Here is a 25,569-nt window from a genome sequence, read left to right as displayed (position 1 = left end):
ATGACACCCGCGGGTTCGGCCACGATTTTAATTGCCGATGACGACCGCTACGCCCAAAAAGCCCTCGAAACGCTTTTAACCATTGAGGGGTTCGCGGTCGTGACCGCCCAGGACGGGCAGGAGGCCCTGGAGCGGATTCAGGAACGCCCCCCCGATCTCTGCATCATCGATTTCGACATGCCCCGCCTGAACGGCCTGGAAACCTGCCGTCGGATCAAAAACCACCACACCACGCGCCTGTTGCCCGTCATCATGGTGACGGGGCTTTTGCCGGACGAAGAACGCGTCCGCGCCATCGAGGCCGGCTGCGACGATTTTCTTCCCAAACCCTATCAGCAAATGGAGCTGATGACCCGGATCCGATCGCTCCTGCGCATCAAGTCCCTGACGGACGAGTTGGAGGACGCCGAGGCGATCTTGATGACCCTCGTGCGGACCCTGGAAGCCAAGGACCGCTACACGCTCGGCCACGCGGACCGGGTGGGCCGCTACGCCGTGACCCTGGGGCGCGCCCTGGGCTGCAACGCCTTTGAATTGGATTCCCTGCGGAAGGCCGGCATGCTCCACGACATCGGCAAAATCGGCATCCCGGACGCGATTCTTCAGAAAGCCGGCCCCCTGGACGACGCCGAGTGGGAAATCATGCGCAAACACCCCACCATCGGTTGCGAGATATGCCAGCGGCTGAAAAGTTTGGAGGGCATATTGCCCATGATCCGCCACCACCACGAGTGCCTGGACGGCACCGGGTACCCCGACGGGCTCAAGGGCGCCCAGGTGCCCAAGTTGGTCCGCATCGTCAACGTGGTCGACATCTACGACGCCCTCACCTCCCGGCGGAGCTACAAAGACGCCTACCCGGTTCAAAAGGCCTTCCGCACCATGTGGGAAGAGGTGGAGCGCGGGTGGTGGGACGGCGACGTTCTCAAGGTGTGGGAGGAACTGGTCAAGCGGGAAAGCCTGGGCTGAGGTTTTCGCATGAAGAACAATCCGGGTTCCTTTTCCCCCATCGCTCTTTTTCACAACCCCCACAAATCCGCCGCGCGACGGGCGTTGCCCGACATCAAGGCCTGGCTGGCCCGCCGGGGCGTCAAGGTCGTGGGCCGCACGGGCCTGCGCGCCGCCAAGGCGGTGTTGGCCCTGGGGGGAGACGGGACGCTTCTGGCGGCGGCCCGCCTCGCCGCGCCCTGGGGCGTGCCGCTCCTGGGCGTCAACGTCGGGCGGCTCGGATTTCTCACGGCCACGGACGTGGAGCGGGTCTACCCCCTATTGGAACGGTTGTTTGAGGGCCGCCTTCCGGCCATCGGCCGGATGATGTTGTCGGCGGACGGCCACGCGTCCGCCGGGCGCCCCCGGTTGGCGCTCAACGACGTCGTGATCCACGCCCAGGCCCCGGGTCGGGCGGTCCGGTTGGCGGTGCACGTGAACGGCGCCCTTTTGGGCAACTACGTGGGCGACGGTCTCATCGTCGCGACGCCCACGGGCTCCACCGCCTATTCCATGGCCGCCGGCGGACCCCTGGTGTCGCCCGAAATGGACCTCCTGGTGCTCACCCCGGTGTGCGCCCACAGTTTGAACCAGCGGCCCATCATTTTGCCCCCGGAGAGCGTGGTGGAAGTGCGCCTGGATCCCCGGCACCGGGCGGAGCGGCTGGTGATCTCCCTGGACGGCCAGGAGCATTGGACGGCGGGTTCCGAACATCCCCTCGTCCTCCGCAAGGCCCGGGAGCGCGTTCGGATTTATTCCGAGGGGGATCAGCCCTTCTTTTCCTTGTTGCGGGAAAAACTGAGCTGGGGGGAACGTTAGGCCGTGTTAACGCATTTGTCCATCAAAAATTTGGCCCTGCTGGAAGACGACGCCCTCGAATTCGCGCCGGGGTTGAACGTATTAACGGGAGAGACCGGCGCGGGCAAAAGCATCGTCCTGGACGCCCTGGGGTTGGTGTTGGGCCGTCGGGCCGACGCGGGACTGGTGCGGGAAGGGGCCGCCCGGCTGACCGTCTCGGCGCGGTTCGACATCGGTTCGCCGCGCCTGCGGAAGATCGCCGAGGAACTGGGCGTTTTATCGGAAGAAGAGCCCGGGGAGCTGTTGATTCGCCGGGAAGTGGAGGCCGGGGGGAAATCCCGGGCCTTCGTGAACGACCGGCCCGTGGGCCTGCCCGCCCTGGCGCGTCTGGCCGAGCGGTTGGCCTACGTGCACGGGCAGCACGAACACCAGCTGTTGCTGAAGGCGGCCGAACAACGGGATTTGCTGGACGCCCACGGCGGGTTGGAGGGTTTGCGGGACGAGGTGGCGGCGGCCTTCGACGCCTGGCGCACCGTGGTGGCCGAGCGGGACACCTTGGCGCTCTCCGAGCAGGAACGGGCCCAGCGGTTGGATTTGTACCGGTATCAACGGCAGGAGTTGGACGCGGCCGATCCCCGGGCGGAGGAAGAAGCCGTCCTGGATCAATTGCTGCCCCAGCTCAAGAACGCCGAAAAATTGCGCGCCGCCTCCGAAGAGGCCCTGGACGGTCTTTCCCGGCGGGAGGGCTCCGCCGCGGAATTGACGCGCCGGACCCGGTCGCTGTTGGACTCCTTGCGCGCCCTGGGGGCGCCGCTGGGCGAAACGGCCGATTTGCTGGACGGGGCCATCGTCCAGCTGGAGGAAGCCGCCCAGCGGTTGGAGGCCTTCGCCGGCGGTCTGGAACAGGACCCGGCGAAGCTGGAGGAAACCCTTTCGCGGTTGGACCAGCTGGCGAAACTGAAGAAAAAATACGGCCCCACGCTGGCCGACGTGGTGGCCTACCGGGCCCGGGTGGCGGGGGAACTGGACCGGCTGGAGAATTTGGAAAACAAAAACCGGGACATGGCCGAACGCCTCGCGGCCGCCGAGAAACAATTGGCCGCCCGGTCCGAAAAGTTGTCCACGGCCCGCGGCGCGGCGGCCAAGAAACTGGACGCCGCCATCAACAAGGAATTTCGGGACGTGGGCCTGCCCCACGCCGTCTTGGACATCGAAGCCCTGGCCGAGCCGGGCCGCTACACGAGCGCGGGAATGGACGAGGTTCGGTTTTGGTTTACGCCGAATCCCGGCGAAGGGCGGCGCCCCCTGGCCGACGTGGCGTCCGGGGGAGAGCTGTCCCGGGTCATGCTCGCCGTTAAAAGCGTTCTGGCCAAAACCGACGCCGTGCCGGTCTTGGTGTTCGACGAAATTGACGCCGGCGTGGGCGGCGCCCTGGGCGCCGTCTTGGGCCGGAAGCTGGCGAAGCTGGGCGGCTCCCATCAGGTGCTGTGCGTGACGCATTTGGCCACGATCGCGGCCTGCGGCGACCGGCATTTCGTGGTGGAAAAGGAAATTCAAAAAACCCGGACACGGACGTCGGTCCGCGCGTTGACGGAAACGGACCGGGTTCAGGAAATCGCCCGCCTCTTCGGCGGCACGGGCAAGGAATCCGAAGGCGACATCGGCCTTCGGCACGCCCGGGAATTGCTGGAATCTTCCCGCCGTTGAGCGGGGCGACGATTTGACCTTGGAGGCTGTGTGGACAAACGATTTCTAAAAGAAGACGGTTGGGCCGCGTTCACGGGCAACGAGCTCCTGTTGAAGGGCGCCCTGGAAGGCGGCGTGGCGCTCCTGACCGGATACCCCGGATCGCCCGTGTCGGAGGTGTTCGACGCGGTGGGGCGCGCCGCGCCCCTTCTGCTCGAAAACGGCGTCGTGGCCCAAATGGCCAACAACGAAGCGTTGGCCGCGGCGCGCTTGAACGGCGCCCGGCTGGCCAATCTGCGCGCCATGGCGGTCATGAAATCGGTCGGCATGCACGTGGCGGCCGACGGCCTGGCCATCGGCAACCTGTCGGAACCCCAACAACCCGCCGGCGGCGCCCTGGTCGTGGTCGGCGACGATCCCTGGAACGAAACCACCCAGATCAACTCCGATTCCCGGTTCTTGAGCCTCCACCTCCACATGCCCGTGTTGGAACCCGCCACCTTCCAGGAAATCAAAGACTGGATCAAAGACGCCTTCGAACTTTCCGGCGAGACCGACCTCTATTTCACCTACGTGCTGACGACCAACCAGGCCGACGGCGGCGGCACCGTGCGCTGCCGTCCCAATCTGTTTCCGACCGTGAACCACCTTCAACGGACCGTCCTGACCGCCGGGCAGTTGCCCGTCGACCGCACCGTCATGATCCCGCCTCACACATCGATGCGCGAGGCCACGCTGGCCGCCCGTTATCAGAAGCTGTTGGCGGCCGTGCGGACCCGGGGCCTGAATCGCGTGGAAGGCCCGACGGGTTCCGCGCCCCTGGGCTTCGTGTCGGCCGGGCTCTCCTACGGTTACCTGGTCCAAGCCTTGGACGAAATGGGTTTGGCCGGACAGTTTCCGGTTCTCAAATTCGGCATGTCCTTTCCCCTGGACGAAACCCTGTTGCGGGATTTCGCCGCGCGGGTGGAACACCTCGTGGTCGTGGAGGAAAAGCGGGATTTTCTGGAAACCCAGGTCGTGCGGGCCCTCCAGCGGGCGCACCAGGACGGTCGGCTGACGCGCCCGCCCGCCGTGTGGGGGAAGAAGTTTCCCGACGAGCTTCCCGGCTTCCCCGTGGAGCGGGGCTTGAACGTCGCGATCGTCATGGACCGTCTGGCGCCCCTTTTGGAAATGAAAATGGCCGGCCCCGCCGCGCCCCGCACCGGGGCCGTGGCCCGGGCGCGGAAAACCGCCGACTACAAAATTTCCATCCCGATCCGAACGCCGACCTTTTGCCCGGGGTGCCCCCACCGAGACTCCTCGACGGTGACCAAAGCCCTCAAGGCCGATTTTCAGGACGCCGCGTTCATGAAGGAAAACCACAAGCGGGAGCCGGTCGAAGTCATTTTCCACGGCGAATCCGGCTGCCACTCCATGCTCCAGTTCGAGCCGAACATCGGCCTGATGCAGGATTATTCCGGCATGGGGTTGGGCGGCGGCACGGGCTCCGGCATGGACCCCTTCATCAAGAACAAGCAGGTGGTGTTCCTCGGGGACTCGACTTTTTTTCACTCCGGCATGCTCGCGGTCTCGGACTCCATCAAAAACGGGCAGGACATCACCTACATCATCCTGGAAAACAAAACCACGGCGATGACGGGGCACCAGCCCACGCCGGGGAGCGCCGAGAATTTGATGGCCGAAAAAACCTTCGCCCAGGACATCGAGCAGGTCATTCGCGGCATGGCCCGGGACAGCATCCCCATCTTCCGGGTGAACCCGGCCTACCGGGAATCCTACCGCGCCCTCCTGGAGGAAGTCATTTTGAAGGCCGGCGTCAAAGTGGTGATCGCCGACAAGGAATGCGGCATCACCTACCATCGCCGGGTCCGCAAGGAACGCAAAAAAATCGTCCGCGCGCTGGGCTTCCTGCCGGAAGAAAAAGTGATCAACATCACGCCGGAAGTCTGCGAGTACTGCCTCGAATGCACCAACGCCACCGGGTGCCCGGGCCTCGGCATCGAGGAAACCCTGCTGGGCCCCAAAATCATCACCGACAAGTCCCTGTGCATCGCCGACGGGGCCTGCGCCAAGGGCAAAGTTTGCCCGTCCTTCGAGGAAATCACCATCCGCCGCCGTCGGGCCCCGGGGCCGCGGCCCTGGGAGTCCACGCCGCTTCCGCCCGTGACGCCGAACCCCCTGGGCGACGGGTGGTACTGCTACACCGCCGGCGTGGGCGGCATGGGCTCCGGCGTCATCACGGGCATTCTGGTTCAGGCCGGAATGCTCCAGGGCTACCACGTCCTCTTCGCCGATAAAAAGGGCCTCGCCATCCGCAACGGCGGCGTCTACGGCCACGTCATTTTCTCCCCGGACGAACGGGTCAAGGCGCCGCTCGTGCCCTACGGCCGGGCGGACGTTCTGCTCGGCATCGATCTGCTGGAATCGGTCCGCGGCTTGGACCCCAAGGTCAATCTGCGGGTGGCCAGCCCCGACCGAACGGTGGCCGTGGTCAACACCCACAAGATGCCCACGGTCAAAACGCTCCTCGGCAAGGACGATTTTTCCGTCTTGGAATTGGAAACCGCCCTCCGGACCCACACGCGGGCGGACCAGTATTTGGGCTTGGATTTCTCGAATATTTCCGAGGCGTTCTTCGGGACGAAACTCTACGCCAACGTCCTCCTGCTCGGCGCCCTCTACCAGAAGGGCGTCATTCCCATCGGGTTGGAGAATTTGAAGAAGGCCATCGGGCGCATGGTGCCGCCCCAGGACCTGGAGGAAAATCTCCGGGCCTTCGACCTGGGCCGCGCCGCCACCGTGGACGCCCGGCGGTTCGAAGCCTATTCGCCCCGGCTGCCCGGCTACTGGGAGGTGTTGGAAGACCGCGCCGAGCTTCTGCGGAAATCCCACTGGGTGCGCGGCGGCCGTTGGTCCAAGGAATACCGTCGGATGGTCGAAGAAGCCGTCCGCTGGATGGACATGGACGACGCCCCCCGGGCCCGGCTGGCCCAGGCCGTTTACGACCTCTTTCAATACGGCGGGCCCGACGCCGCCAAGGGGTATTTGGTCCGCCTCTGGACGGTTTATCAAAAAGACCGAAAAGACCGCGGGCACGCCGCCACCCGCGCGGTGTTGGAAAATCTGCACCGGGTCACCGCGATTAAAGACGAGGTGTACGTGGCGCGCCTCCTGACGTCGGAGGAAAAATACCGCCGGGACCGGGCCCGCTACGACGTCGACCCCGCCCGGGGGGACCAAATGACCTACGTCCACCTGAACCGCCCGCAATTCGTGTTGTTCGGTCGGAAGGTCGAGTTCGATCTGCGGTCCCAGAATTGGCAGCTTCACGTCATGAAACGGCTGGGACTCCTCCGCCGCCTTCTGCCCCAATGGCACGACAAGGAAAAGGCGTTCCGCGACTGGTACACGGGAATCGTCGACGGTTTCCAGATTTTCCACGACGAAGCCACCTACCGCCAATACGTGGAAGCCCTGCAAGTCCCGGCCGGCGTCCGGGGCTACCGGCAAATCCGCTATCCGAAAATGGACGCGGCCCGGGCCCGGGCCGAGGAGATCCTCGGACGTCTCAAGCTCCGCCGTCCGGCGGAACCCGCCTCCACCCGCCGCGCCTGAGTCCCGGGGAGACGCCGCCAAAATGGTAAAATGCTTCCCGTGATCACCATTCGACGGGCCAAAATCGGCGATGTGCGCGCCCTGCACAAGCTCCTCTCGGTTTTCGCCGAGAAAAAGGAGCTGTTGCCCCGGGCCATCTCCGAGCTCTACGAAAACTTGCAGCAGTTCCACGTGGCCGACGACAAGGGTCGGGTGGTGGGGTGTTGCTCCCTGGCCGTTCAATGGGACAATTTGGCCGAGGTCAAAGCCCTCGCGGTGGACCCCGACTTCCAGGGGCGCGGCATCGGGCGGAAGTTGCTCGACGCTTGCCTGAAAGACGCGAAAACCCTGGGCATCACCCGGGTGTTTGCCCTGACCATGAAGGACGGTTTTTTCGATAAAATCGGATTTTCCCGGGTGGGCAAAAACGATCTGCCCCACAAAGTCTGGACGGAATGCGTGCGGTGCCCTTATTTCCCCGACGCCTGCGTGGAAATCGCCATGGTGAAGGACCTGGGCGGCGTGGCCCCGGCCCCGTTGTTTAAGGCCGGCGACTTGCCGTCCGACGGCACCACTCCGACGGAACCCGAAGGGTTCCCCGCGGCCCGAAACGCCCGCGCCGGAAAAAAACGCTGAAGCCCTTGACCAATTGAAATTAATTTTCTAAAATCCTGCCCCTATGCCGACGATACAAACCCATCACCCCAAACCGAACACCGTCGAACGCCGCTGGTTCGTGGTCGACGCCGACAGCGTGGCCCTGGGCCGCCTGGCCACTTTGAGCGCGGGCCTCCTGCGCGGAAAAGGCAAAGCCACTTTCAACACGCACCAGGACCTGGGCGACGGCGTCGTGGTCATCAACGCCGGAAAAGTCGCCCTGACCGGCAACAAGAAAACCCAAAAAATGGATTTCCGCGCCTCGGGTTTCCGCGGCGGGCAAACCTACACCCACTACGGGAAACTGTTGGAAGAAAAACCCGAGCGGGCGGTGGAGTTGGCCGTCTACGGAATGCTTCCCAAGAACCGCCTGCGCGACCGCTTCATGCGCCGCCTCAAGGTGTTCCGGGCGGCCGAGGGCTCCAAGATTTACCCCGGCGCGATCGTCGTGGACACCAAAAAACCAAAAATTCGCTCCGGCGGTCCCTTCGCCCTGGCGAGCAAGTAACCTTTTCTGAAAGGCCGATCATGACGTCCGAAACCATCGAAATCACGCGCCAAAATCCGCTGTGGGCCACGGGCCGCCGAAAAACGGCCATCGCCCGCGTCCGCCTCATTCCCGGCGAGGGCCGCGTGACGGTCAACGGCAAAAGCGTTGAAACCTTTTTCGGCGGCAACGAGCGTCAAAAAGCGTCGGCCTTGGCGCCGTTCCGGGTGTCCAACGCCCTGTCCACCTTTGACATCATCGTTTCGACCACCGGCGGCGGCATCACCGGCCAGGCCGACGCGATCCGCCTGGGCCTCTCCCGGGCGCTCGTGACCGTGGATCCGAAACTCCGCTCGCCGCTCCGCGCGAAGGGGTTCCTCACGCGCGATCCCCGGGCCGTCGAGCGAAAAAAAGCCGGCCAGCCCAAAGCCCGGCGCCGCTACCAGCACTCCAAGCGGTAATTCCCGCGGTCCCCGACCGCTCCCCCAATCGACCCGCCATGGCGGACGCTCTCTTCCTTCTTCAGAAGGCCGAGCGCTTCTTTGCCCAGGGGCAATACGATCGCGCCCGGCCCCTCTACGCCCGTGTTCGTCGAATCGCCCGCGACCCTTATTTGCGGGCGGACGTCCTTCATCAAGAAGCCGAAACCCTCCGCGCCCTGGGGGCCTTTCAAAAGGCCCTTTCCTTCTACGGCCGGTCCCACGCCCTCTATCGCCGATTAAACGTACCCACGGAGCGCCTTCGAACCCTCCTGGGAGTGAGCGCTTGTCTTCGGGTTTTGGGCCGGTACGCCCGGGCCCGGGCCCTGTGGCGAACGGTGGAGCGGGCGCGCCGGTTCGGCGCCTCGTCCCCGCCGCCCGAGGAAATTTGGATGGAATCGGCCCTGGTGGAGCGGGGCCTGGGGAATTTCCCGAAAGCCCGGGCCCTTCTGCAGCGGGTCCTCCGCGCCCAAGGAGCCTCTCCGGCCGCCCGGCAGCACGCCTGGTGGTCTTTGGGCGGGGTCGAGCGTTTTTCCGGCCATCTCCCCTCCGCCGTCGGTGCTTTTTCCAGGGCGGCGGCCTTGGCCCGACGGTTGGGCGATCGTTCCGCGGAAGCCTTTGCCCTCTGCGGCGCCGGCGGCGTGGCCCGGGTCATCGGCCGCTCCGCCCCCTCCCTCGCTTTCTATCGACGCGCCCACGGCCTCTTGGACCGCCTGGGGGATCCCTTCGGCCGGGCGTACGGGCTTTGCGGCATGGCCAACGCCCACCGGACCTACGGCGACGCCCGAAAAACCCTCCCCCTTTACCGCCGTTCCGCCGGTCTTTACAAAAAGCTCGGGGACGAAAGCAGCGAAGGCTTCGCCTGGTGGGGACTCGGGGGGAGCTTTCGTCGGTTGGATCGACTCGCGGAGTCCCGCCGCGCCTACGACAAAGCCCTCGCTCTTTTCCGTAAATCCGAGGATGCCCGGGGCGTCGCGATGGCGTTGCTGGGATTGGGGGCCTGGGCGGAAAAGGCCGGCCGGCCGACCCTGGCAACGGCTTTCCGTCGGCGGGCCCTTCGGGAATCCCTTCGCCACGACTTGCCCTACGAGTCGGCTTTGGCCCAGTGGGCCTTGAACCCCAACAACGTCGCGGCCTTGGGCTCCTTCGGGGTATCTCCGGCGACCGTGAAACGTTGGAAAGACATTCCATGAAAAAGGCCCTTTTGGCCCTGGGATTTCTGACGGCCGCCGGGACGGCCGTGGCCCGGGAATTCCCCAAACCCCAGGGCGCCGTATCCGATTTCGCCGGGGTATTGGACGCCGACGCCCGGGCCCGGCTTACGTCCCTGGCCGCCGGCCTGGAGAACAAGACCACGGCCGAACTGGCCATCGTCACCGTCCCCTCCCTGGAAGGCGACACGGTGGAGAACGCCGCCAACGCGCTCTTCAACGCCTGGGGTGTCGGGAAAAAGGGAAAAGACAACGGCGTTTTGATATTGTTGGCCGTGCAGGACCGCAAAACCCGGATCGAGGTGGGGTACGGCCTGGAAGGGACGCTGAACGACGGGTTGTGCGGGGAAATCATCCGGGCGAAAATGATCCCCGAATTCAAAGCGGGGCGGCTGGCGGCGGGGCTCGAGGCGGGCGCCCAAAGCGTGGCGACGATCGTCCGCGGGGGGGCGGTCGAATTTCCCGCGGAGTCCACGCGGGTGGAAGACCGGTCCTGGTATCCCTGGCTCCTCGGTTTTCTGGTGGTGTTATTTTTCGGAGGCCTCGGCTACGTTTTCATCCTATTGGCGGTTTTAAAAACGGGTGTTTCCTTCGCCGGGGCCTTGGTGTCGGGGTTGGCCGCGTTGGGGCTCCGGTATCTCTTCGCCGGTCCGGATCACCCGATCCAACACGCCCTCTGGGGCGGCGGTCGCGGGGGCGGGGGAAGCTTCGGGTCCGGCGGCTTTGGGGGCGGGGGCGGAGGTTTTGGCGGCGGATCGTCCGGTGGAGGAGGAGCGTCGGGATCATGGTGAGTTCATTTTTTAAGAAGAAGACCGCGGCGGATTTCGCCGGGGAATTGGCGGGCCTCCTGGGACCCCAGTTGGTGTCCATCGTCCTGCACGGGTCGGCCGCCTCGGGAAATTTTGTGGAAGGCCATTCGGATCAGAACCTCATCGTCGTTCTGAAAGACGGGTCCCTGCCCGTTTTAAAGCGGGCCTTGCCCGCCGTGTGGCGGTGGCGGAAATCCGGCCAACCCATCCCGGTGTTTTTTTCCAAAGACGGTTTGTCCCGGTCGGTGGAGGATTTTCCGGTGGAGTTTTTGGATCTCCGGGACGGGTACCGGGTGCTGGCCGGCGCGGACGTCATCGCCCCGCTCCACGTCCAGGGCGTTCATCTGCGCCACCAAATCGAACACGAATTGAAGGGGAAACTCCTGCGTCTGCGGCGGGCGTATTTCGAGGCGGGCGGTCGGCGGAAAGACCTGTTGCGCGTGATGGTCCAGTCCGTGTCGGGGGTGTTGGTTCTCTTCCGCCACGCCCTGCGGCTCTTCGGCGAGGAGCCGCCGGTGAAAAAGACGGACGCCCTGGGCGCGCTGGCCCGAAAGGTTTCCTTCGACGCCGACGTGGTGGGGGAAATTTTGAGCATGAAAACGGGGGTCAAGCCCGCGGGCGACCCCGACGTGTTGTTCGACCGATATTTGAAGGCGATCGACGACGTTTTGGCCGCCGTCGACGCCCTGTGACCGGGAGGGTTCAATGAAAAGCAAAATCGCGGTGGCCGTTTTGGGGGTGGGGGCGTTGGTCGTGGTGGGCGGTCTGTGGGCCGTCGGCACCTACAACCGGTTGGTGGGGCTGAACGAAGGCGCCACCGCCGCCTGGGCCCAGGTGGAAAACGTTTTGCAGCGGCGTTTTGATTTGGTCCCCAACCTGGTGAACACCGTGAAAGGCTACGCGAAGCACGAAGCCTCGGTGCTGGAGGAAGTCACGCGTCTTCGAAGCCAATGGGGCGAAGCCAAAACCCCCGGCGACAAAATGTCCGCCGCCCAGGGGCTGGAAGGCGCCCTGTCGCGCCTCATGGTCGTGATTGAGAAATACCCCGACCTCAAGGCCAACGAGAATTTTCTAAAACTCCAGGACGAGCTGGCCGGAACGGAAAACCGGATCGCGGTCGAGCGGAGGCGGTTCAACGAGGCCGCCAAAACTTACAACGTGGCGCTCCGGCTTTTCCCCGGGAACCTGGTGGCCCGTTGGTCGGGTTTCGCGCCGCGGGGGTATTTTGAAGCGGCGCCCCAGGCCCAGACGGCCCCGGTGGTGGCCTTCTAGCGGGCGCCTTTGTATTAGCGATTCTAATATTAGAATCTTTTAATATTCAATAAAAAAATATAGCATCTAACGACCGGTTTTCGACCCGCGGGGTCGCCCGGCCGGTGCGCGCGGGCGCCCGATCCGTTTCTCGGGGGACGCGTGCACATCGAAACACTGAAGATCTTTTGCGACGTGGCCCGCCTGCGCAGCTTTTCCCGCTCCGCCGAGGTTCACAACGTCACCCAGTCCGCCGCCAGCCAGGCCGTGCATCAATTGGAGTCCCGCCTGGGGGTGACGCTCATCGACCGGTCGCGCCGTCCCTGGACCCTCACCCCCGCTGGAAAACAGTTTTACGACGGATGCCGCGAGTTGATCGATCATTACGACGCCCTGGAGCGGCGGGTCAGCGGGCGCCAGCGCACGGAAAACGCCGAAGTCCGCGTGGCGGCCATCTACTCCGTCGGCCTGCGCCACATGCGGGAGTTTGTGGAAAAGTTTTTGAAACAGAACCCCGCGGTCAAGGTGCACTTGGAATACGCCCACCCGGACCGGGTGTACGACGCGGTGGCCGAGGACCGGGCGGACGTGGGCATCGTTTCCTTCCCCCAGGCCCGGCGGGACGTGGACGTGATCCCCTGGCGGCGCGAGGAAATCGTCGTGGCCTGCGCCGCGGACCACCCCTTCGCCCGGCGGGCCGAGGTGGACGCCGCGCGGCTCTCCGGCGAACCCTTCGTGGCCTTCGATAAAGATTTGACGGTCCGCCGCGAAATGGACCGGTTTTTGAGAAAAACCGGCGTCGCGGTGGAGGTCGCCCTCGAGTTCGACAACATCGAGGCGATCAAGCAGGCGGTGGAAATCGGCTCGGGCGTGTCGCTCCTGCCGGCCCCCACCGTGGAGCGGGAAGTGCGGGCCGGAACCTTGGCCGCCGTGCCCCTCAAGGGCAAACCGTTTTATCGCCCGCTGGGCATCCTCCAACGTCGGGGGAAAGCCCCGCGGCCCAACGTGGCGGGGTTTGTGCGGGCCCTGCGGGCGGACGGCGCCAGCGCCGATGGAACCGCCAACGTCGTGTCAACGAGGACAGGAAAAACAAAATGAGCGAACCCAAACAGCAGGGCTTGTACGATCCCCAATTCGAGCACGACGCCTGCGGCATCGGCTTCGTCGTCAACATCAAAGGGAAGAAGTCCCACGCCATCGTTTCCCAGGCGTTGACGGTCCTCAATAATTTGAACCACCGCGGCGCCTGCGGCTGCGAGGCCAACACCGGCGACGGCGCGGGCATTCTGATTCAGATTCCCCACGAATTCCTGAAAAAGGCCGCCGGGGTCGCCCTGCCCGAACCGGGCCGGTACGGCGTGGCCATGATGTATTTCCCCCGGGACGAGAAAAAGCGGGCCGAAGCGGAGAAGACATTCGAGGCCCTGGTCAACGAAGAAGGGCAGGCTTTCCTCGGCTGGCGCGCGGTTCCGACCGACAACCGCGCCCTGGGCAACAGCGCCAAGGCGGGGGAACCCGTCAGCCGCATGGCCTTCATCGGCCGGTCGGCTTCCGTGCCCGACGAGCCGGCCTTTGAGCGCAAGCTGTACGTGATCCGCAAACGGGCGGAGCACGCCCTCAAGTATCTGGACGCCAACGGGTCCAATACCTTCTACATCCCGAGCCTCTCGGCCCGCACGCTGGTCTACAAGGGCATGTTGCTCTCGGGCCAGGTGGAGGATTATTACCCGGATCTCAAAGACCCCGCGCTGTCCTCGGCCCTGGCGCTGGTCCATTCGCGCTTTTCGACCAACACTTTTCCCAATTGGAACCGGGCGCATCCGTACCGCTACATCATTCACAACGGCGAGATCAATACCCTCCGGGGCAACGTCAATTGGATGATGGCCCGGGAGGCGCTTTTGGCTTCGAACGCCTTCGGCCCCGATTTGAAGAAAATTTTGCCCGTCGTGGACACCGACGGATCGGACTCCGCGATGTTTGACAACTGCCTGGAATTCATGGTCCTGGCGGGTCGTTCGCTCCCCCACGCCATGATGATGATGATCCCGGAGCCCTGGTCCAACCACGAGAGCATGACCGAGGAGAAGAAAGCCTTCTACGAATTCCATTCCTGCCTGATGGAACCCTGGGACGGCCCCGCTTCCATGGGCTTCACCGACGGCACGATGGTGGGCGCGACCCTGGACCGCAACGGACTACGGCCCTCCCGCTACGTGGTCACCCAGGACGATCTGGTGGTTCTCGCTTCCGAAGTGGGCGTTCTGGACATTCCGGCGGACCGGGTGCTCCACAAAGGCCGGCTTCAGCCGGGGCGGATGCTGTTGATCGACACCGCGGCCGGCCGCATCATCGCCGACGATGAAATCAAGAAAACCATCGCCGCCGAAAAGCCCTACCGCGAATGGCTGGACAAGAATTTGATCGCGTTGGAGGATTTGGGGGACGCGACCCCGCCCGCCCACGAAAGCCACGGCGACGTGGTCCAGCGGCAGCAATGTTTCGGCTACACCTACGAGGACTTGCGCTTGGTGATGGAACCCATGGCCCGGAGCGGCGTGGAGGCCATCGGGTCCATGGGGACGGACACCCCCATCGCCGTGTTGTCGGAAAAACCCCATTTGCTCTACAACTATTTCAAGCAGCTCTTCGCCCAGGTGACCAACCCGCCCATCGACGCCATCCGGGAGGAAATCGTCACCTCCGCCACGACGCTCCTGGGGTCCGAGCACAACCTGCTCGATCCCACGGCCGAAAGCGCCAAGCTGATCGAACTCAAAAGCCCCATCCTGAGCAACGATCAATTGGAAAAACTGCGGCACATCAGCGCCCCCGGATTTCGGGCCCTCACCCTCCCGATCCTTTTCGATCCCGCGGGCGGCGTTCAATCGCTTGAGAAAGCCCTGAAAGACCTTTTTGCGGCGGCCGACGCGGCCGTGAAAGACGGCGCCAATCTTCTCGTGCTCTCGGACCGGGGCGTTTCCCCGACCCGCGCGCCCATTCCCGCCCTGTTGGCGGTGGCGGCTCTTCACCACGACATGATCCGCCGGGGCACGCGGATGAAGGTCGGTCTGTTGTTGGAAAGCGGAGAACCCCGGGAAGTGCATCACTTCGCCCTCCTCCTGGGCTACGGCGTGGGGGCCATCAACCCGTACCTCGCCTACGAGACCCTGGACGACATGATCGCCCAGGGCCTCCTGGTGAACGTGGACCACAAAACCGCCGTCAAGAATTTCATCAAGGCGGCCACCAAGGGATCGGTCAAAACCATTTCCAAAATGGGCATCTCGACAATCCAAAGTTACCGCGGCGCCCAGATTTTCGAAGCCATCGGGTTGAACAAGTCCGTCGTGGATCCTTATTTCACGGGAACGCCCACCCGCATCGAGGGGGCCGACCTGTCCGTGATCGCCGAGGAAGCCCGGCGGCGGCACCACCGCGCGTTCCCGGAACGGGTCACCGATGGAAAGGTGTTGGACGTGGGAGGGCAGTATCAATGGCGGAAAGAGGGCGAAGCGCACCTCTTCAACCCGGAAACCATCCACGGCCTGCAACTGGCGGCGCGAACCAACAATTACGGGGCCTACAAGAAATACGCCGACGTGATTAACAAACAGGAAAAAACCCTCTACACTTTGCGGGGGCTTTTGGATTTCAAGCCCGGCGCGTCCGTTCCCATCGACGAAGTCGAGTCGGTGGAGGACCTCATGAAACGGTTTAAAACCGGCGCCATGAGCTACGGATCCATCTCCCAGGAAGCCCACGAGGCCCTGGCGGTGGCCATGAACCGGGTGGGCGGCAAGTCCAACACCGGGGAAGGCGGCGAGGACCCCGAACGTTACAAATTGCTTCCGAACGGCGATTCCAAAAACAGCGCCATCAAGCAGGTGGCCTCGGGGCGCTTCGGCGTGACCAGCCTCTACCTGGTCAACGCCCGGGAAATTCAGATCAAAATGGCCCAGGGGGCCAAGCCCGGCGAAGGCGGGCAGTTGCCCGGCACGAAGGTTTATCCCTGGATCGCCAAGACCCGGCACACCACGGCCGGGGTGGGGCTCATTTCGCCCCCGCCGCACCACGACATTTATTCCATCGAGGATCTGGCGGAGCTCATCCACGACCTGAAGAACGCCAACCACCACGCCCGCATCAGCGTGAAACTCGTTTCGGAGGTGGGCGTCGGCACGGTGGCCGCCGGCGTGGCCAAGGCCCACGCGGACGTGGTCCTGATTTCCGGTTTCGACGGCGGCACGGGCGCCTCGCCCCAGTCGTCCATCAAACACGCGGGCCTGCCCTGGGAGCTCGGCTTGGCCGAAACCCACCAGACCCTGGTGCTCAACAATCTGCGGAGCCGCATCGTGGTGGAAACCGACGGCCAGCTCAAAACCGGCCGGGACGTCGTCATCGCCGCGCTGTTGGGCGCGGAGGAATTCGGTTTCGCCACGGCCCCCTTGGTGGTGCTGGGGTGCGTGATGATGCGCGTTTGCCACTTGAACACCTGCCCCGTGGGCGTGGCCACCCAGGACCCGAAACTGCGGAAAAAATTCACGGGCGACCCGGCCCACGTGGTGAACTACATGCGCTTCATCGCCCAGGAAGTCCGGGAGCTGATGGCGCGGCTCGGTTTCCGCTCGTTGAACGAGATGGTCGGCCGGGTGGACCGTTTGGAAGCCCGGAAGGCCGTCGATCACTGGAAAGCCAAGGGGTTGGATTTCTCCAACATCCTTTACGCGCCGACCGCCGGCCCCGAGGTGGGCCGTTACGCCCAGATGAAACAGGACCACGGCATCGCCGATTCCCTGGACATGCGCGTGCTCCTGGATCTCTGCAAGCCCGCCCTGGAACGCGGCGAGAAGGTCAAGGCGACGGTGCCCATTCAAAACCGCAACCGCGTGGCGGGGACCATCACCGGCAGCGAGTTGACGCGCCGGCACGGGGCCAAGGGCCTGCCCGACGACACCATTGAACTGACCTTCACGGGGTCGGCCGGTCAAAGCTTCGGCGCCTTCGTGCCCCGGGGCATGACCCTGGTGTTGGACGGGGACGCCAACGATTATTTCGGCAAGGGGCTTTCCGGCGGCAAGTTGATCGTGGCCCCGCCCAAGAACGCCTCCTACGTGCCCGAAGACAACATCATCATCGGCAACGTCGCTTTCTACGGCGCCACGTCCGGCGAGGCCTACATCCGCGGCCAGGCCGGGGAGCGGTTCTGCGTCCGGAATTCCGGCGTGCACACGGTGGTGGAAGGCGTGGGCGACCACGGGTGCGAATACATGACCGGCGGCCGCCTGGTGGTTTTGGGGCCCGTGGGACGGAATTTCGCGGCCGGCATGTCCGGGGGCGTGGCCTACCTGATGCCCACCGACGACGGGCTGCTCAAGCGCATCAACCGCGAAATGGTGGAGATCGACCCCATGGAGCCCGAGGACATCGACGAAGTCCGCAATTTATTGAAAAAGCACCTGCTCTACACCACCAGCACCGTGGCCAAGCGGGTGTTGGAGGCCGGGCCCGCCCTGATCAAGACGTTCCTCAAGATCATGCCCAAGGATTACAAGCGGATGATCCAGTCCATCAAGCAGGTCCACGCGGCCGGCCTGACGGGCGACGAAGCCATCATGGCGGCCTTTGAAGAAAACGCGCGGGATCTCGCCCGCGTCGGAGGGAACTGAGGTGGCGTCCCTGGTCCTGGAACACAAGCCGGCCAAGTCGGTTCAAGCGCGCCAATATTTCCTCCACAAATTGACGTTGGAGACGGACGCCTCGGACGTTTACGCCGATCTTCAGGCCGGCGTCGACGCCTTCGTGGTGCTGGACCCCCGATCGCCGGAGGCCTACGCCAAGGGCCACGTGCCCGGGGCCCTCAACCTGCCTTACCGGGAAATCGATCGGGACGCGGTGTCGACCCGCCTGCCCCAGGGCAAGGTGTATGTTCTCTGTTGCGCCGGCATCGGCTGCAACGCGGCGGCCAAGGCGGCCATCCGATTGGCGGCCTTCGGCTGCTCCATCAAGGAATTGGTGGGCGGTTTGGATTGGTGGCAAAAAAGCGGCTATCCCGTTCAGACCGGGGCCGAACCCGGGAGACTGGCATGAACCCTGTGAACGATTCGACGGTGGAAAAAGCGAACACGAACGGCCACGGCGCGGCGCCGAAGGTCAAACCCCTGGGCGTGGCGAAGGCCACGGGCTTCATGAAATTCAACCGGGAACTGCCCAAAGACGCGGACCCGTCCTCCCGCATCCGTCATTACAAGGAATTCCACGAACACATGCCCGAGGAAGCCCTCCGCAAGCAGGGCGCCCGGTGCATGGATTGCGGCACTCCTTTTTGCCACACGGGAAACCTCGTGGCCGGCATGGCCTCGGGCTGCCCCATCAACAACCTGATCCCGGAATGGAACGACCTGGTGTTTCGCGGCCTGTGGCACGAGGCCCTGGAGCGTCTGCACAAGACCAACAATTTTCCCGAATTCACGGGCCGGGTCTGTCCCGCGCCCTGCGAAGGCTCCTGCGTCCTGGGCATCAGCGAACCGCCCGTGACCATCAAAAACATGGAAGTCTCCATCATCGACAAAGCCTTCGCCGAAGGCTGGGTGACCCCCGAGGTCCCGGCCAAGCGCACGGGCAAAAAAGTCGCGGTGGTGGGGTCGGGCCCGGCGGGCCTGGCCTGCGCCGCCCAGTTGAACCGGGCCGGCCACACGGTCACGGTGTTTGAGCGGGCCGATCGCGCCGGCGGGTTGCTCATGTACGGCATTCCCAACATGAAGCTCGACAAGACCGTCGTCAAACGGCGGGTGGACCTGTTGGCCCAGGAGGGCGTGACGTTCGTCACGGGCGCCGAGGTGGGGAAAAACTACCCCGCCGAAAAACTCCGCAAGGAATTCGACGCCGTGGCCCTGTGCACCGGCGCCACGGCCCCCCGGGACCTGAACGTTCCCGGCCGGGAACTCAAGGGCGTTCATTTCGCCATGGAATTCCTCCACCAAAACACGAAAAGCTTTTTGGATTCGAACCACAAGGACGGGAAATTCATTTCCGCCGCGGGCAAGGACGTCATCGTCATCGGCGGCGGCGACACGGGCACCGACTGCGTGGGGACCGCGCTCCGGCACGGGTGCAAGAGCCTCGTTCAGTTTGAAATTTTGCCCCGCCCGCCGGACGCCCGGGCCTCCGACAATCCCTGGCCCCAGTGGCCCAAGGTCTATAAAATGGACTACGGCCAGGAGGAAGCCGCGGCGGTGTTCGGCGAAGACCCCCGGCGCTACCTGATCTCCACCAAAAAGATCGTGAGCGGCGCCCACGCCAACCGCGTGAAGGAAATCCACACCGTTCAAATCGAGTGGGCCAAGGACGCCCAGGGCCGGTTCGTCCCCCAGGAAATCCCCGGGTCGGAGAAAGTCTGGCCCGCGCAATTGGTGCTGTTGGCCATGGGGTTCCTGGGCCCCGAAGCCGAATTGCTCAAATCCTTGGGCGTGGCCCAGGACGAGCGGTCCAACGTCCGGGCCGAGCACGGAAAATTCGCCACGGGCCTTCCCGGGGTGTTCGCCGCCGGCGACGCCCGCCGGGGCCAAAGTCTCGTCGTTTGGGCCATCAACGAGGGCCGCGGCGCCGCCCGCGAAATCGACCGATTTTTGATGGGCGCGTCGGACCTCCCCTAAGCGATGCCCATCGCCCCGTCGCGTCGTCCCGACCGCGCGTCCCGGGGGTTTGACCCGCGCTCCTACCGCCCGTTCCTGGGCGCCGCTTCCCCGACCGGATTCGTCGAACTGTTCGCCGAAGAATCCTTCCGTCGTTCCCTGCGGTGGGAAGACGGCCGCCTGGACGAAACCACCCAATCCGAAAGCGCCGGCGTCGGTCTCCGTTGGTTGGACGGCGCCCGGACCCGGTTCGTGGCCGTGGACGCCCGCCGACCGGTGTCGTCGGGCCTCTCGGCCGTCGAAGCCCGAGCCCTGCAGCGCCTGGCCCCCGGGCCGGTCCGTCTTTTAAAATCCCCCTTGTCGCCCTCCTCCGTGCATCGGCATCCCGTTCTTCGGGACCCCGCCGCCGCTTCCCTCTCCCAAAAAGCGGGCTGGCTCGCCCTGGCCGAAAAAGCCGCGCGCGCCGAGGGCCCTCTGCGCCAGGTGTCCTTGACCTACGGCGAGTTGAAAAAAACGATCGGCCTGGCGAATTCCCGCGGGGAAACCTTCGCCGAAGAACGGAATTACATCACCTTCGTGATCCAGGTGACGGCCGAAAAAAACGGCGTCCTCCAGACCGGATACGAAGTCGCCGCGGGGTTGGGCGGGTTGGAGATTTTGGATCGTCCGGGATTGGAGGAGTTGGCGCGCCTGGCGGCCCGCCGTGCCCGGGCGAAATTGGACGCTCCCTCAGCGCCCGCGGGGGAAATGACCGTGGTGATTTCTTCGCAGGCCGGGGGGACGCTGATCCACGAGGCCATCGGCCACGCCCTCGAGGCCGACAGCGTGCAGGACGGCAGTTCGCCCCATTTCGCCGGAAAAGTGGGGAAGGCGGTGGCCAACGAAAAGGTCACCGTGATGGACGACCCCACGCGGGAAGGCCACCGGGGGTCTTTCCACCGGGACGATGAGGGCACGCCCGCCGAACGAACGGTCCTGGTGGACCGAGGCGTGCTGAAAACCTATTTGTTCGACCGGCGCACCGCCGCGGCGGCCGGCCGGCCGTCCAACGGCCACGGTCGCCGGGAGTCCTACGCCCACAAACCCATTCCCCGCATGTCCAACACGTTCATCGCGCCCGGCACCGACGATCCCGAAGCGATCCGCCGGGACCTCCGCCGGGGCCTCTGGGTGACGCGCATGGGCGGCGGCCAGGTGAACACGGCCACGGGCGATTTCGTTTTCGAAGTGGAGGAAGGTTTTTGGGTGGAAGACGGGCGGGTCAAGCACCCGGTGCGGGGAGCCAATTTGCTCGGCAACGGCCCCGACGTGCTTCGAAGCATCGACCGCGTGGGCTCGGACCTCGGGTGGTCCGTGGGCACCTGCGGCAAAGAGGGCCAGGGGGTTCCCGTGTCGGACGGCGTCCCCACCCTGCGCATTCCCAAAATCGTCGTTGGAGGAGCCCCCGCGTGAACGAAAAAAACTCGGACAGCACCGGCCAATTAACGGCCCTGTCGGCGGCGGATTTTGAAATGTTGTTGGAATCCAGCCGCGCCTTGGCGTCGGAACTCCGATTGGGCGAATTGCTGGCCAAGGTCATGGATCTGGCGGCCCGGGTGGTGCGGGCCGAGTCCGGCTCCATCTTGTTGTTGGACGCGGAGGCCGAGGAGCTTTATTTTCACGTGACCACGGGGGAGGCCGCGGCGCGGCTTCGGGGCGCGCGGCTCAAAGTGGGGGAAGGGCTCGCCGGGTGGGTGGCGCAGAACCGTCAACCGTTGATCGTCAACGACGTTCGACGCGACCCCCGCTGGTCCAGCCGCGTGGACAAAACCGCCGACCACGTCACGCGGCAGGTGGTTGCGGTGCCGTTGATCCACCAGGGGCGCTGTTTGGGCGTCGTTGAAGGGATCAACAAACGGGGCGACGGCGGGTTCTCGGCCACGGACCGCCGGGCCTTGGAAATCTTCGCGACCCAGGTGGCGGTTTCCGTCGAAAACGCCCGGCTCTTTGAGCGCTTGCGGGACGAAAAGGAGAATTTGGCCGCGGTGTTCCGGGAGATGTCCGACGGGGCCCTGCTTTTGGACGGGGGCGCTCGCTCGGTGTTGATCAACGAGGCGGGGGCGCGGTTCCTCGGAGCCCCCGGGGACGGAGCCCTCGGACGGCCCTTCGCCGAAATCCTGAAGGATTTTGAAACCCGGGAAGACGCCGGGGGTTTTGAATGGACCCGGAAAACCGGCAAGAGTTTGATTCTGGGGGGCGTGCGCCGGGACCTTCAGGGGGGACGCGGCACGTTGCTCGTGTTCCGGGACATCACCGAAGAAAAGCGCGAAGATCGCATGAAACGGAATTTCCTGTCCCTGGTCTCCCACAAACTGCGGACGCCTCTGGCGGTGATCACGGGCTACGCGCCGCTCTTGATGAAAGACGCGTCGCTGGGTCCCCTGCCCCAGAAAGGTCTCGCCGCCATCGACGCCCAGGGCCGCCGGTTGGCGGCGCTGGTCGATAAATTGCTCCGCTTCACGGCCCTGGAGGCCGAAGATTTGAATTTGACCCGGGAGGCCTTGATTCCCCGGTTGGAAATCGACGGGGTGTTGGAATCCCTCGCCGTCTTTTTGGCCGAAGCGGGCGCCCGGGTTCAAGTGGATCCCGGGGTCAACGACCTTCCGACGGTGCGCGCCGACGCGGACCGTTTTCGGGACGTCTTCCGCCAATTGATAGAAAACGCCGTGAAGTTCAACACGAAAGCGGAGAAAATCGTGCGGTTGAGCGGAACGGCGGAAGGCCATCGCGTCCGGATTTGCGTGGAGGACAACGGGCCCGGGGTGCCGCCCGAGGAGATTCCGAACCTCTTCCAGAAATTCCATCAAATCGAGGACCATTTTACCGGCCAGGTGGACGGGGCGGGGCTGGGTCTTGCTTTGTCGAAACGCCTGGTGGAGGCCCACGGCGGGGACCTGACGGCCGGGCCGTCGTCCTTGGGCGGGGTCGCCTTCGCCGCGCGCTGGCCCGTCGCTTGAAATCCAGCCATTCCCGCCTCAGCGGGTACGGGTTTTGCCCAAAAAAATACGAATACCGTTACGTCCTGGAAGCCCCCTCGCCGCCCCGGGCGGAATTGGCCTTCGGCGTCGCCCTGCACGCGGCGTTGGAGGCGAATTTCAAACAAAAGGCGGAATCGCGGAAGGACCTTCCCGTGGAGGCCCTGGCCGCGGTTTTTCTCGAGCGTCTTCGGATCGGCTTGGCCGCGGTTCCCGAGGAGAGTTTGCGCGGGGCGACCGACCCCCATTACCTGGAGGCCATGGGCCAGCATTTCCTGTCCCGTTTTCTGGCCGAACGCGCCCCCGCCTTGCAACCGGCCCCCCGGGGCGTGGAATGCCGTTTTTTAATCCCCCTCCCCGGCGGTCACGAGATCTCGGGCGCCTTCGACCTTCTGGACTCCGAGTGGGTCCTCCACGATTTTAAAACGTCCAGCAAACCCTACGACCCCCGTCGGGCGGACCGCACCCAATTGGTGATCTACGCCTGGGCCTGCGAACGCATGTTCGGGCGTCCGCCCAAGGCCCTCTGCTTCGACGTGTTTGTGAAAGGGGACGGCGCCGACGGCGCGGTGGAGCTCCAGGCGCCGGTGTTGTTTCCCACGCCGTCGCCCGTGGAAATGGCCGAGGTGGGCCGGCGGTTGTCGGCCCAAATTGACCAATTGATCGCCGCCGAAGCCCGTGGCGCTTTCCCGCGTTCCTTCGTGCCGCTCCGTTGCCATTGGTGCGAATACCAAGCGCCGTGTCTGTCGGACTGGGAACGAGACGGTCGGCCGGAACCCGTGCGGGTCCGACTGGAGCGACTGGCCTAAATTTAACCCCTTTCTTATTCCCGGACATTCCGTCCCTCGGGGGGGGCTCGGCGGGGGGCGTCAGTAGGGGCGGACGGTGACCGGGGCTCGGAGGGGAATACGGCACTGGTCGTTGTGGAAGGGCAAAAGGGCTTTGATCTTGGGCAACATGAATTCCGCGTTGTCCTCCCCGACCCGAATGATGTCCGCGGCCCGATGGAATTCCATCCAGGTGAACGCCGACAGGTCCGGCGCCAGGACCACGTTGGAGTCGTGGGCCCGGGTTTGGGCTATGCCGTATTGCATGGTGTAAAGGGTTTTCATCATGACCCGAACCACGTTGGGGACGATCAACCGGTCCAAGGGCGACAGGCGGGATTTAAAGCCGGGGAAGTGCTTGACGGCGGGTTTCGTCGTGATGTTGATGCCGATGCGGATGTCCGCGCCCATGGAGCGGACAACCGACGACGGGACGGGGTTGACCAACCCCCCGTCCACCAAATAGCGCCCCTGGTGCAGAAACGGTTGAAAGAAAAAGGGCAGGGAGAGGGAGGCCCGAACCGCTTCCGCCACCGCGCCGTGGCGCATGATTCGTTCCTCTCCGGTGTTGATGTCCGTGGCCACGCAGGCGAAGGGGAGCTGCAAGTCGTCGAAGGTCGCGTCCCCCAGAATGGATTTGAGGAACTTCAGCACGCCGTTGCCGATGATGATCCCCTTCCAGGGGGGGAGCGTGAAATCCACCATGGACCACAATTTCACCTTGGTGATGCTCAGGGCGATATCTTCCAACTCGTCCGGGGTGCGCCCCATGGCGTAAAAACTTCCGATCAAGGCGCCCATCGAAGTTCCCGAAATCAGATCCACGTAAATCCCGTTTCTCTCCAACACCCGCAAAATCCCAATGATCGAATACCCGAGAGCCGCCCCCGATCCCATGGCCAGACCGAGCCGGTGCCCCGTCAGGTGGCGGGCCATTCGGTCCAGGCCCCGGTGGGCGCGGGCGTCCACCGCCCCCAGAAAGGGGGTCCCGCTGCCCAGCATCCGTTGGCCGGTCCCCCGGGGCCAAGGGATCATGAAATGACCCGGGCGATTCCGCCGAGCCCGGTCGCCCGAGTTCAATTCGACCCGGTCCAGGCGTGGGGCGGCCACCAGGCTTTCCAGTTCCCGCCACAAGACCTCCGCCGCGGTCGACGGGGGATCGTCCCAGGCCACCAAGACGCGGTCCACCTCGCCCACCAGCGCCCGGGTCAAGCGGTTCATGTCGCCTTCCAGGAGAAACACGACATGGTCCCATTCACGCCGGAGCGTGTGGAGCAGAGGGTAAAAGCTTTCGGTAAACCGGGCGTCGAACAGGGCGACGGGGAGGGTCAACACGTCCAGCCCCGAGGCGTGGCGTTCGATTCGGCGCCGCAGGCCGTCGGGGGTTGAAAAATCCTCGGCCCGCCAATCCGTCGGGGGGGCCCCCCGCGCGAGGCCCAGGGCCGGGGCCAGCCGATCCAGGGGGCGTCCGGCCATGTCGACGACAATGACCCGGCGCCGGCTTTGTTCTAAAACGGAGAGGGCGGCGTTCACCCCGAGGACCACCCGGTCGGGACCTGGCACGGGGGTGAAAAAGGCGTACAAGCGGTTGACCGAGGTTTTTCGGTCCCCGTTCAGGGTGGCCGCCTGAACGAGTTGTTCGGACAATTGCCGCGCGAGAGGGAGGGCCCAGGTGGGATTTTCCGCGAGGAGCGCGTCGAAATCCTTCCGTTCCAATACGAGAAAATCCGCGTCGCGTTCCACCCGGGCGGTGACCGGCCGGGTGCGGCCGTTCAAGAGGGTCATTTCGCCGATGGTGTCGCCCCGCCGGCCCAGCAGGGTCACCAAATGCTCCTGGCCGTTTTCAATCTTCGAGAGGCGGATTTCGCCGTCCAAAAGAACGATCAGGGAATCGCTGTCGTCGCCTTGGTGGAAGAGGATCGTCCCCCGCGGCGCGGCGCGGGAGTGAACCCGTTCACGCAGCCGCGCCATCGCCTCCTCGCCCAGCTGGGCGAAAAGGGAAATCTTTCGGAGAAACGGCGCCCAATCGGGCGTCAAGGGTGTCATGTCGTGGTCTCCGGGGCGCTGAACCGGACGCTCCCTCTCTAAGGGAAGGCCCGAAACGGGGGTTTGTCAAGGCGGCGCGGACCGAAATC

Annotated in this window: 19 protein-coding genes; 18 read left to right on the top strand and 1 reads right to left on the bottom strand. The window is 64.6% G+C overall.

The window, feature by feature from the left end; translation table 11 throughout:
- From IPP68_06215 to IPP68_06130, 18 genes are all read left to right on the top strand, one after another.
- Window positions 1-969 carry a response regulator gene (locus IPP68_06215; GenBank protein ID MBL0349952.1) on the top strand — a complete coding sequence of 323 codons (969 nt, stop codon included), beginning with the start codon at window positions 1-3 and terminating at the stop codon, window positions 967-969.
- A 9-nt stretch (window positions 970-978) separates the two neighbouring features.
- Entirely contained in the window at window positions 979-1,806 is an 828-nt protein-coding gene (locus IPP68_06210; protein MBL0349951.1) for an NAD(+)/NADH kinase, read from the top strand.
- Window positions 1,807-1,809: 3 nt separating this feature from the next.
- Window positions 1,810-3,492 carry a DNA repair protein RecN gene (gene recN / locus IPP68_06205; protein MBL0349950.1) on the top strand — a complete coding sequence of 561 codons (1,683 nt, stop codon included), beginning with the start codon at window positions 1,810-1,812 and terminating at the stop codon, window positions 3,490-3,492.
- 30 nt (window positions 3,493-3,522) lie between these two features.
- Window positions 3,523-7,086, top strand: a complete 3,564-nt coding sequence (locus tag IPP68_06200) for a 2-oxoacid:acceptor oxidoreductase family protein (protein ID MBL0349949.1) — start codon at window positions 3,523-3,525, stop codon at window positions 7,084-7,086.
- 30 nt (window positions 7,087-7,116) lie between these two features.
- Complete coding sequence (locus tag IPP68_06195) at window positions 7,117-7,701, top strand: N-acetyltransferase (GenBank protein ID MBL0349948.1); 585 nt, start codon at window positions 7,117-7,119, stop codon at window positions 7,699-7,701.
- A gap of 52 nt (window positions 7,702-7,753) precedes the next feature.
- Complete coding sequence (gene rplM / locus IPP68_06190; protein ID MBL0349947.1) at window positions 7,754-8,230, top strand: 50S ribosomal protein L13; 477 nt, start codon at window positions 7,754-7,756, stop codon at window positions 8,228-8,230.
- 20 nt (window positions 8,231-8,250) lie between these two features.
- Complete coding sequence (gene rpsI, locus IPP68_06185; protein MBL0349946.1) at window positions 8,251-8,670, top strand: 30S ribosomal protein S9; 420 nt, start codon at window positions 8,251-8,253, stop codon at window positions 8,668-8,670.
- A gap of 38 nt (window positions 8,671-8,708) precedes the next feature.
- Window positions 8,709-9,881: a tetratricopeptide repeat protein gene (locus IPP68_06180; protein ID MBL0349945.1), complete on the top strand. Its 1,173-nt coding sequence runs from the start codon at window positions 8,709-8,711 to the stop codon at window positions 9,879-9,881.
- A complete protein-coding gene (locus IPP68_06175) occupies window positions 9,878-10,690 on the top strand; it encodes a TPM domain-containing protein (protein MBL0349944.1) in 813 nt (270 codons plus the stop codon). Before IPP68_06180 ends, IPP68_06175 begins: the two co-directional genes overlap by 4 nt.
- Window positions 10,684-11,400: a hypothetical protein gene (locus IPP68_06170; protein MBL0349943.1), complete on the top strand. Its 717-nt coding sequence runs from the start codon at window positions 10,684-10,686 to the stop codon at window positions 11,398-11,400. Before IPP68_06175 ends, IPP68_06170 begins: the two co-directional genes overlap by 7 nt.
- Window positions 11,401-11,413: 13 nt before the next feature.
- Entirely contained in the window at window positions 11,414-11,980 is a 567-nt protein-coding gene (locus IPP68_06165; protein ID MBL0349942.1) for a LemA family protein, read from the top strand.
- Between the two features lie 141 nt (window positions 11,981-12,121).
- Complete coding sequence (locus tag IPP68_06160) at window positions 12,122-13,057, top strand: LysR family transcriptional regulator (protein MBL0349941.1); 936 nt, start codon at window positions 12,122-12,124, stop codon at window positions 13,055-13,057.
- Complete coding sequence (gene gltB / locus IPP68_06155) at window positions 13,054-17,628, top strand: glutamate synthase large subunit (protein ID MBL0349940.1); 4,575 nt, start codon at window positions 13,054-13,056, stop codon at window positions 17,626-17,628. The genes IPP68_06160 and gltB overlap by 4 nt, the downstream gene beginning before the upstream one ends.
- Before the next feature lie 10 nt (window positions 17,629-17,638).
- Window positions 17,639-18,049: a rhodanese-like domain-containing protein gene (locus tag IPP68_06150; GenBank protein ID MBL0349939.1), complete on the top strand. Its 411-nt coding sequence runs from the start codon at window positions 17,639-17,641 to the stop codon at window positions 18,047-18,049.
- Window positions 18,050-18,126: 77 nt separating this feature from the next.
- On the top strand, window positions 18,127-19,614 hold the full coding sequence (locus tag IPP68_06145; GenBank protein MBL0349938.1) for a glutamate synthase subunit beta: 1,488 nt from the start codon (window positions 18,127-18,129) through the stop codon (window positions 19,612-19,614).
- A gap of 3 nt (window positions 19,615-19,617) precedes the next feature.
- On the top strand, window positions 19,618-21,045 hold the full coding sequence (locus IPP68_06140) for a TldD/PmbA family protein (protein ID MBL0349937.1): 1,428 nt from the start codon (window positions 19,618-19,620) through the stop codon (window positions 21,043-21,045).
- The gene (locus tag IPP68_06135; protein ID MBL0349936.1) at window positions 21,042-22,589 is read left to right on the top strand and encodes a GAF domain-containing protein; all 1,548 of its coding nucleotides are present in this window, start codon (window positions 21,042-21,044) and stop codon (window positions 22,587-22,589) included. Before IPP68_06140 ends, IPP68_06135 begins: the two co-directional genes overlap by 4 nt.
- Window positions 22,586-23,416 carry a PD-(D/E)XK nuclease family protein gene (locus IPP68_06130; GenBank protein MBL0349935.1) on the top strand — a complete coding sequence of 277 codons (831 nt, stop codon included), beginning with the start codon at window positions 22,586-22,588 and terminating at the stop codon, window positions 23,414-23,416. The genes IPP68_06135 and IPP68_06130 overlap by 4 nt, the downstream gene beginning before the upstream one ends.
- Window positions 23,417-23,476: 60 nt before the next feature.
- Here the strand turns inward: IPP68_06130 and IPP68_06125 are convergent, their stop codons facing one another.
- Window positions 23,477-25,480 carry a patatin-like phospholipase family protein gene (locus IPP68_06125; protein MBL0349934.1) on the bottom strand — a complete coding sequence of 668 codons (2,004 nt, stop codon included), beginning with the start codon at window positions 25,478-25,480 and terminating at the stop codon, window positions 23,477-23,479.
- Window positions 25,481-25,569 lie beyond the last annotated feature (89 nt).

The organism is Elusimicrobiota bacterium (assembly GCA_016722575.1).
Classification (GTDB): domain Bacteria; phylum Elusimicrobiota; class Elusimicrobia; order FEN-1173; family FEN-1173; genus JADKIY01.
Note: the sequence above shows the minus strand (reverse complement) of the source record. Positions and strands in the feature narration are given on the sequence as shown.

Coding starts and splice junctions, on each gene's coding strand:
- IPP68_06215 (MBL0349952.1), top strand. CDS start 1: ATGACACCCGCGGGTTCGGCCACGATTTTAATTGCCGATGACGACCGC.
- IPP68_06210 (MBL0349951.1), top strand. CDS start 979: ATGAAGAACAATCCGGGTTCCTTTTCCCCCATCGCTCTTTTTCACAAC.
- IPP68_06195 (MBL0349948.1), top strand. CDS start 7,117: ATGCTTCCCGTGATCACCATTCGACGGGCCAAAATCGGCGATGTGCGC.
- rpsI (MBL0349946.1), top strand. CDS start 8,251: ATGACGTCCGAAACCATCGAAATCACGCGCCAAAATCCGCTGTGGGCC.
- IPP68_06180 (MBL0349945.1), top strand. CDS start 8,709: ATGGCGGACGCTCTCTTCCTTCTTCAGAAGGCCGAGCGCTTCTTTGCC.
- IPP68_06175 (MBL0349944.1), top strand. CDS start 9,878: ATGAAAAAGGCCCTTTTGGCCCTGGGATTTCTGACGGCCGCCGGGACG.
- IPP68_06170 (MBL0349943.1), top strand. CDS start 10,684: ATGGTGAGTTCATTTTTTAAGAAGAAGACCGCGGCGGATTTCGCCGGG.
- IPP68_06165 (MBL0349942.1), top strand. CDS start 11,414: ATGAAAAGCAAAATCGCGGTGGCCGTTTTGGGGGTGGGGGCGTTGGTC.
- gltB (MBL0349940.1), top strand. CDS start 13,054: ATGAGCGAACCCAAACAGCAGGGCTTGTACGATCCCCAATTCGAGCAC.
- IPP68_06140 (MBL0349937.1), top strand. CDS start 19,618: ATGCCCATCGCCCCGTCGCGTCGTCCCGACCGCGCGTCCCGGGGGTTT.
- IPP68_06125 (MBL0349934.1), bottom strand. CDS start 25,480: ATGACACCCTTGACGCCCGATTGGGCGCCGTTTCTCCGAAAGATTTCC.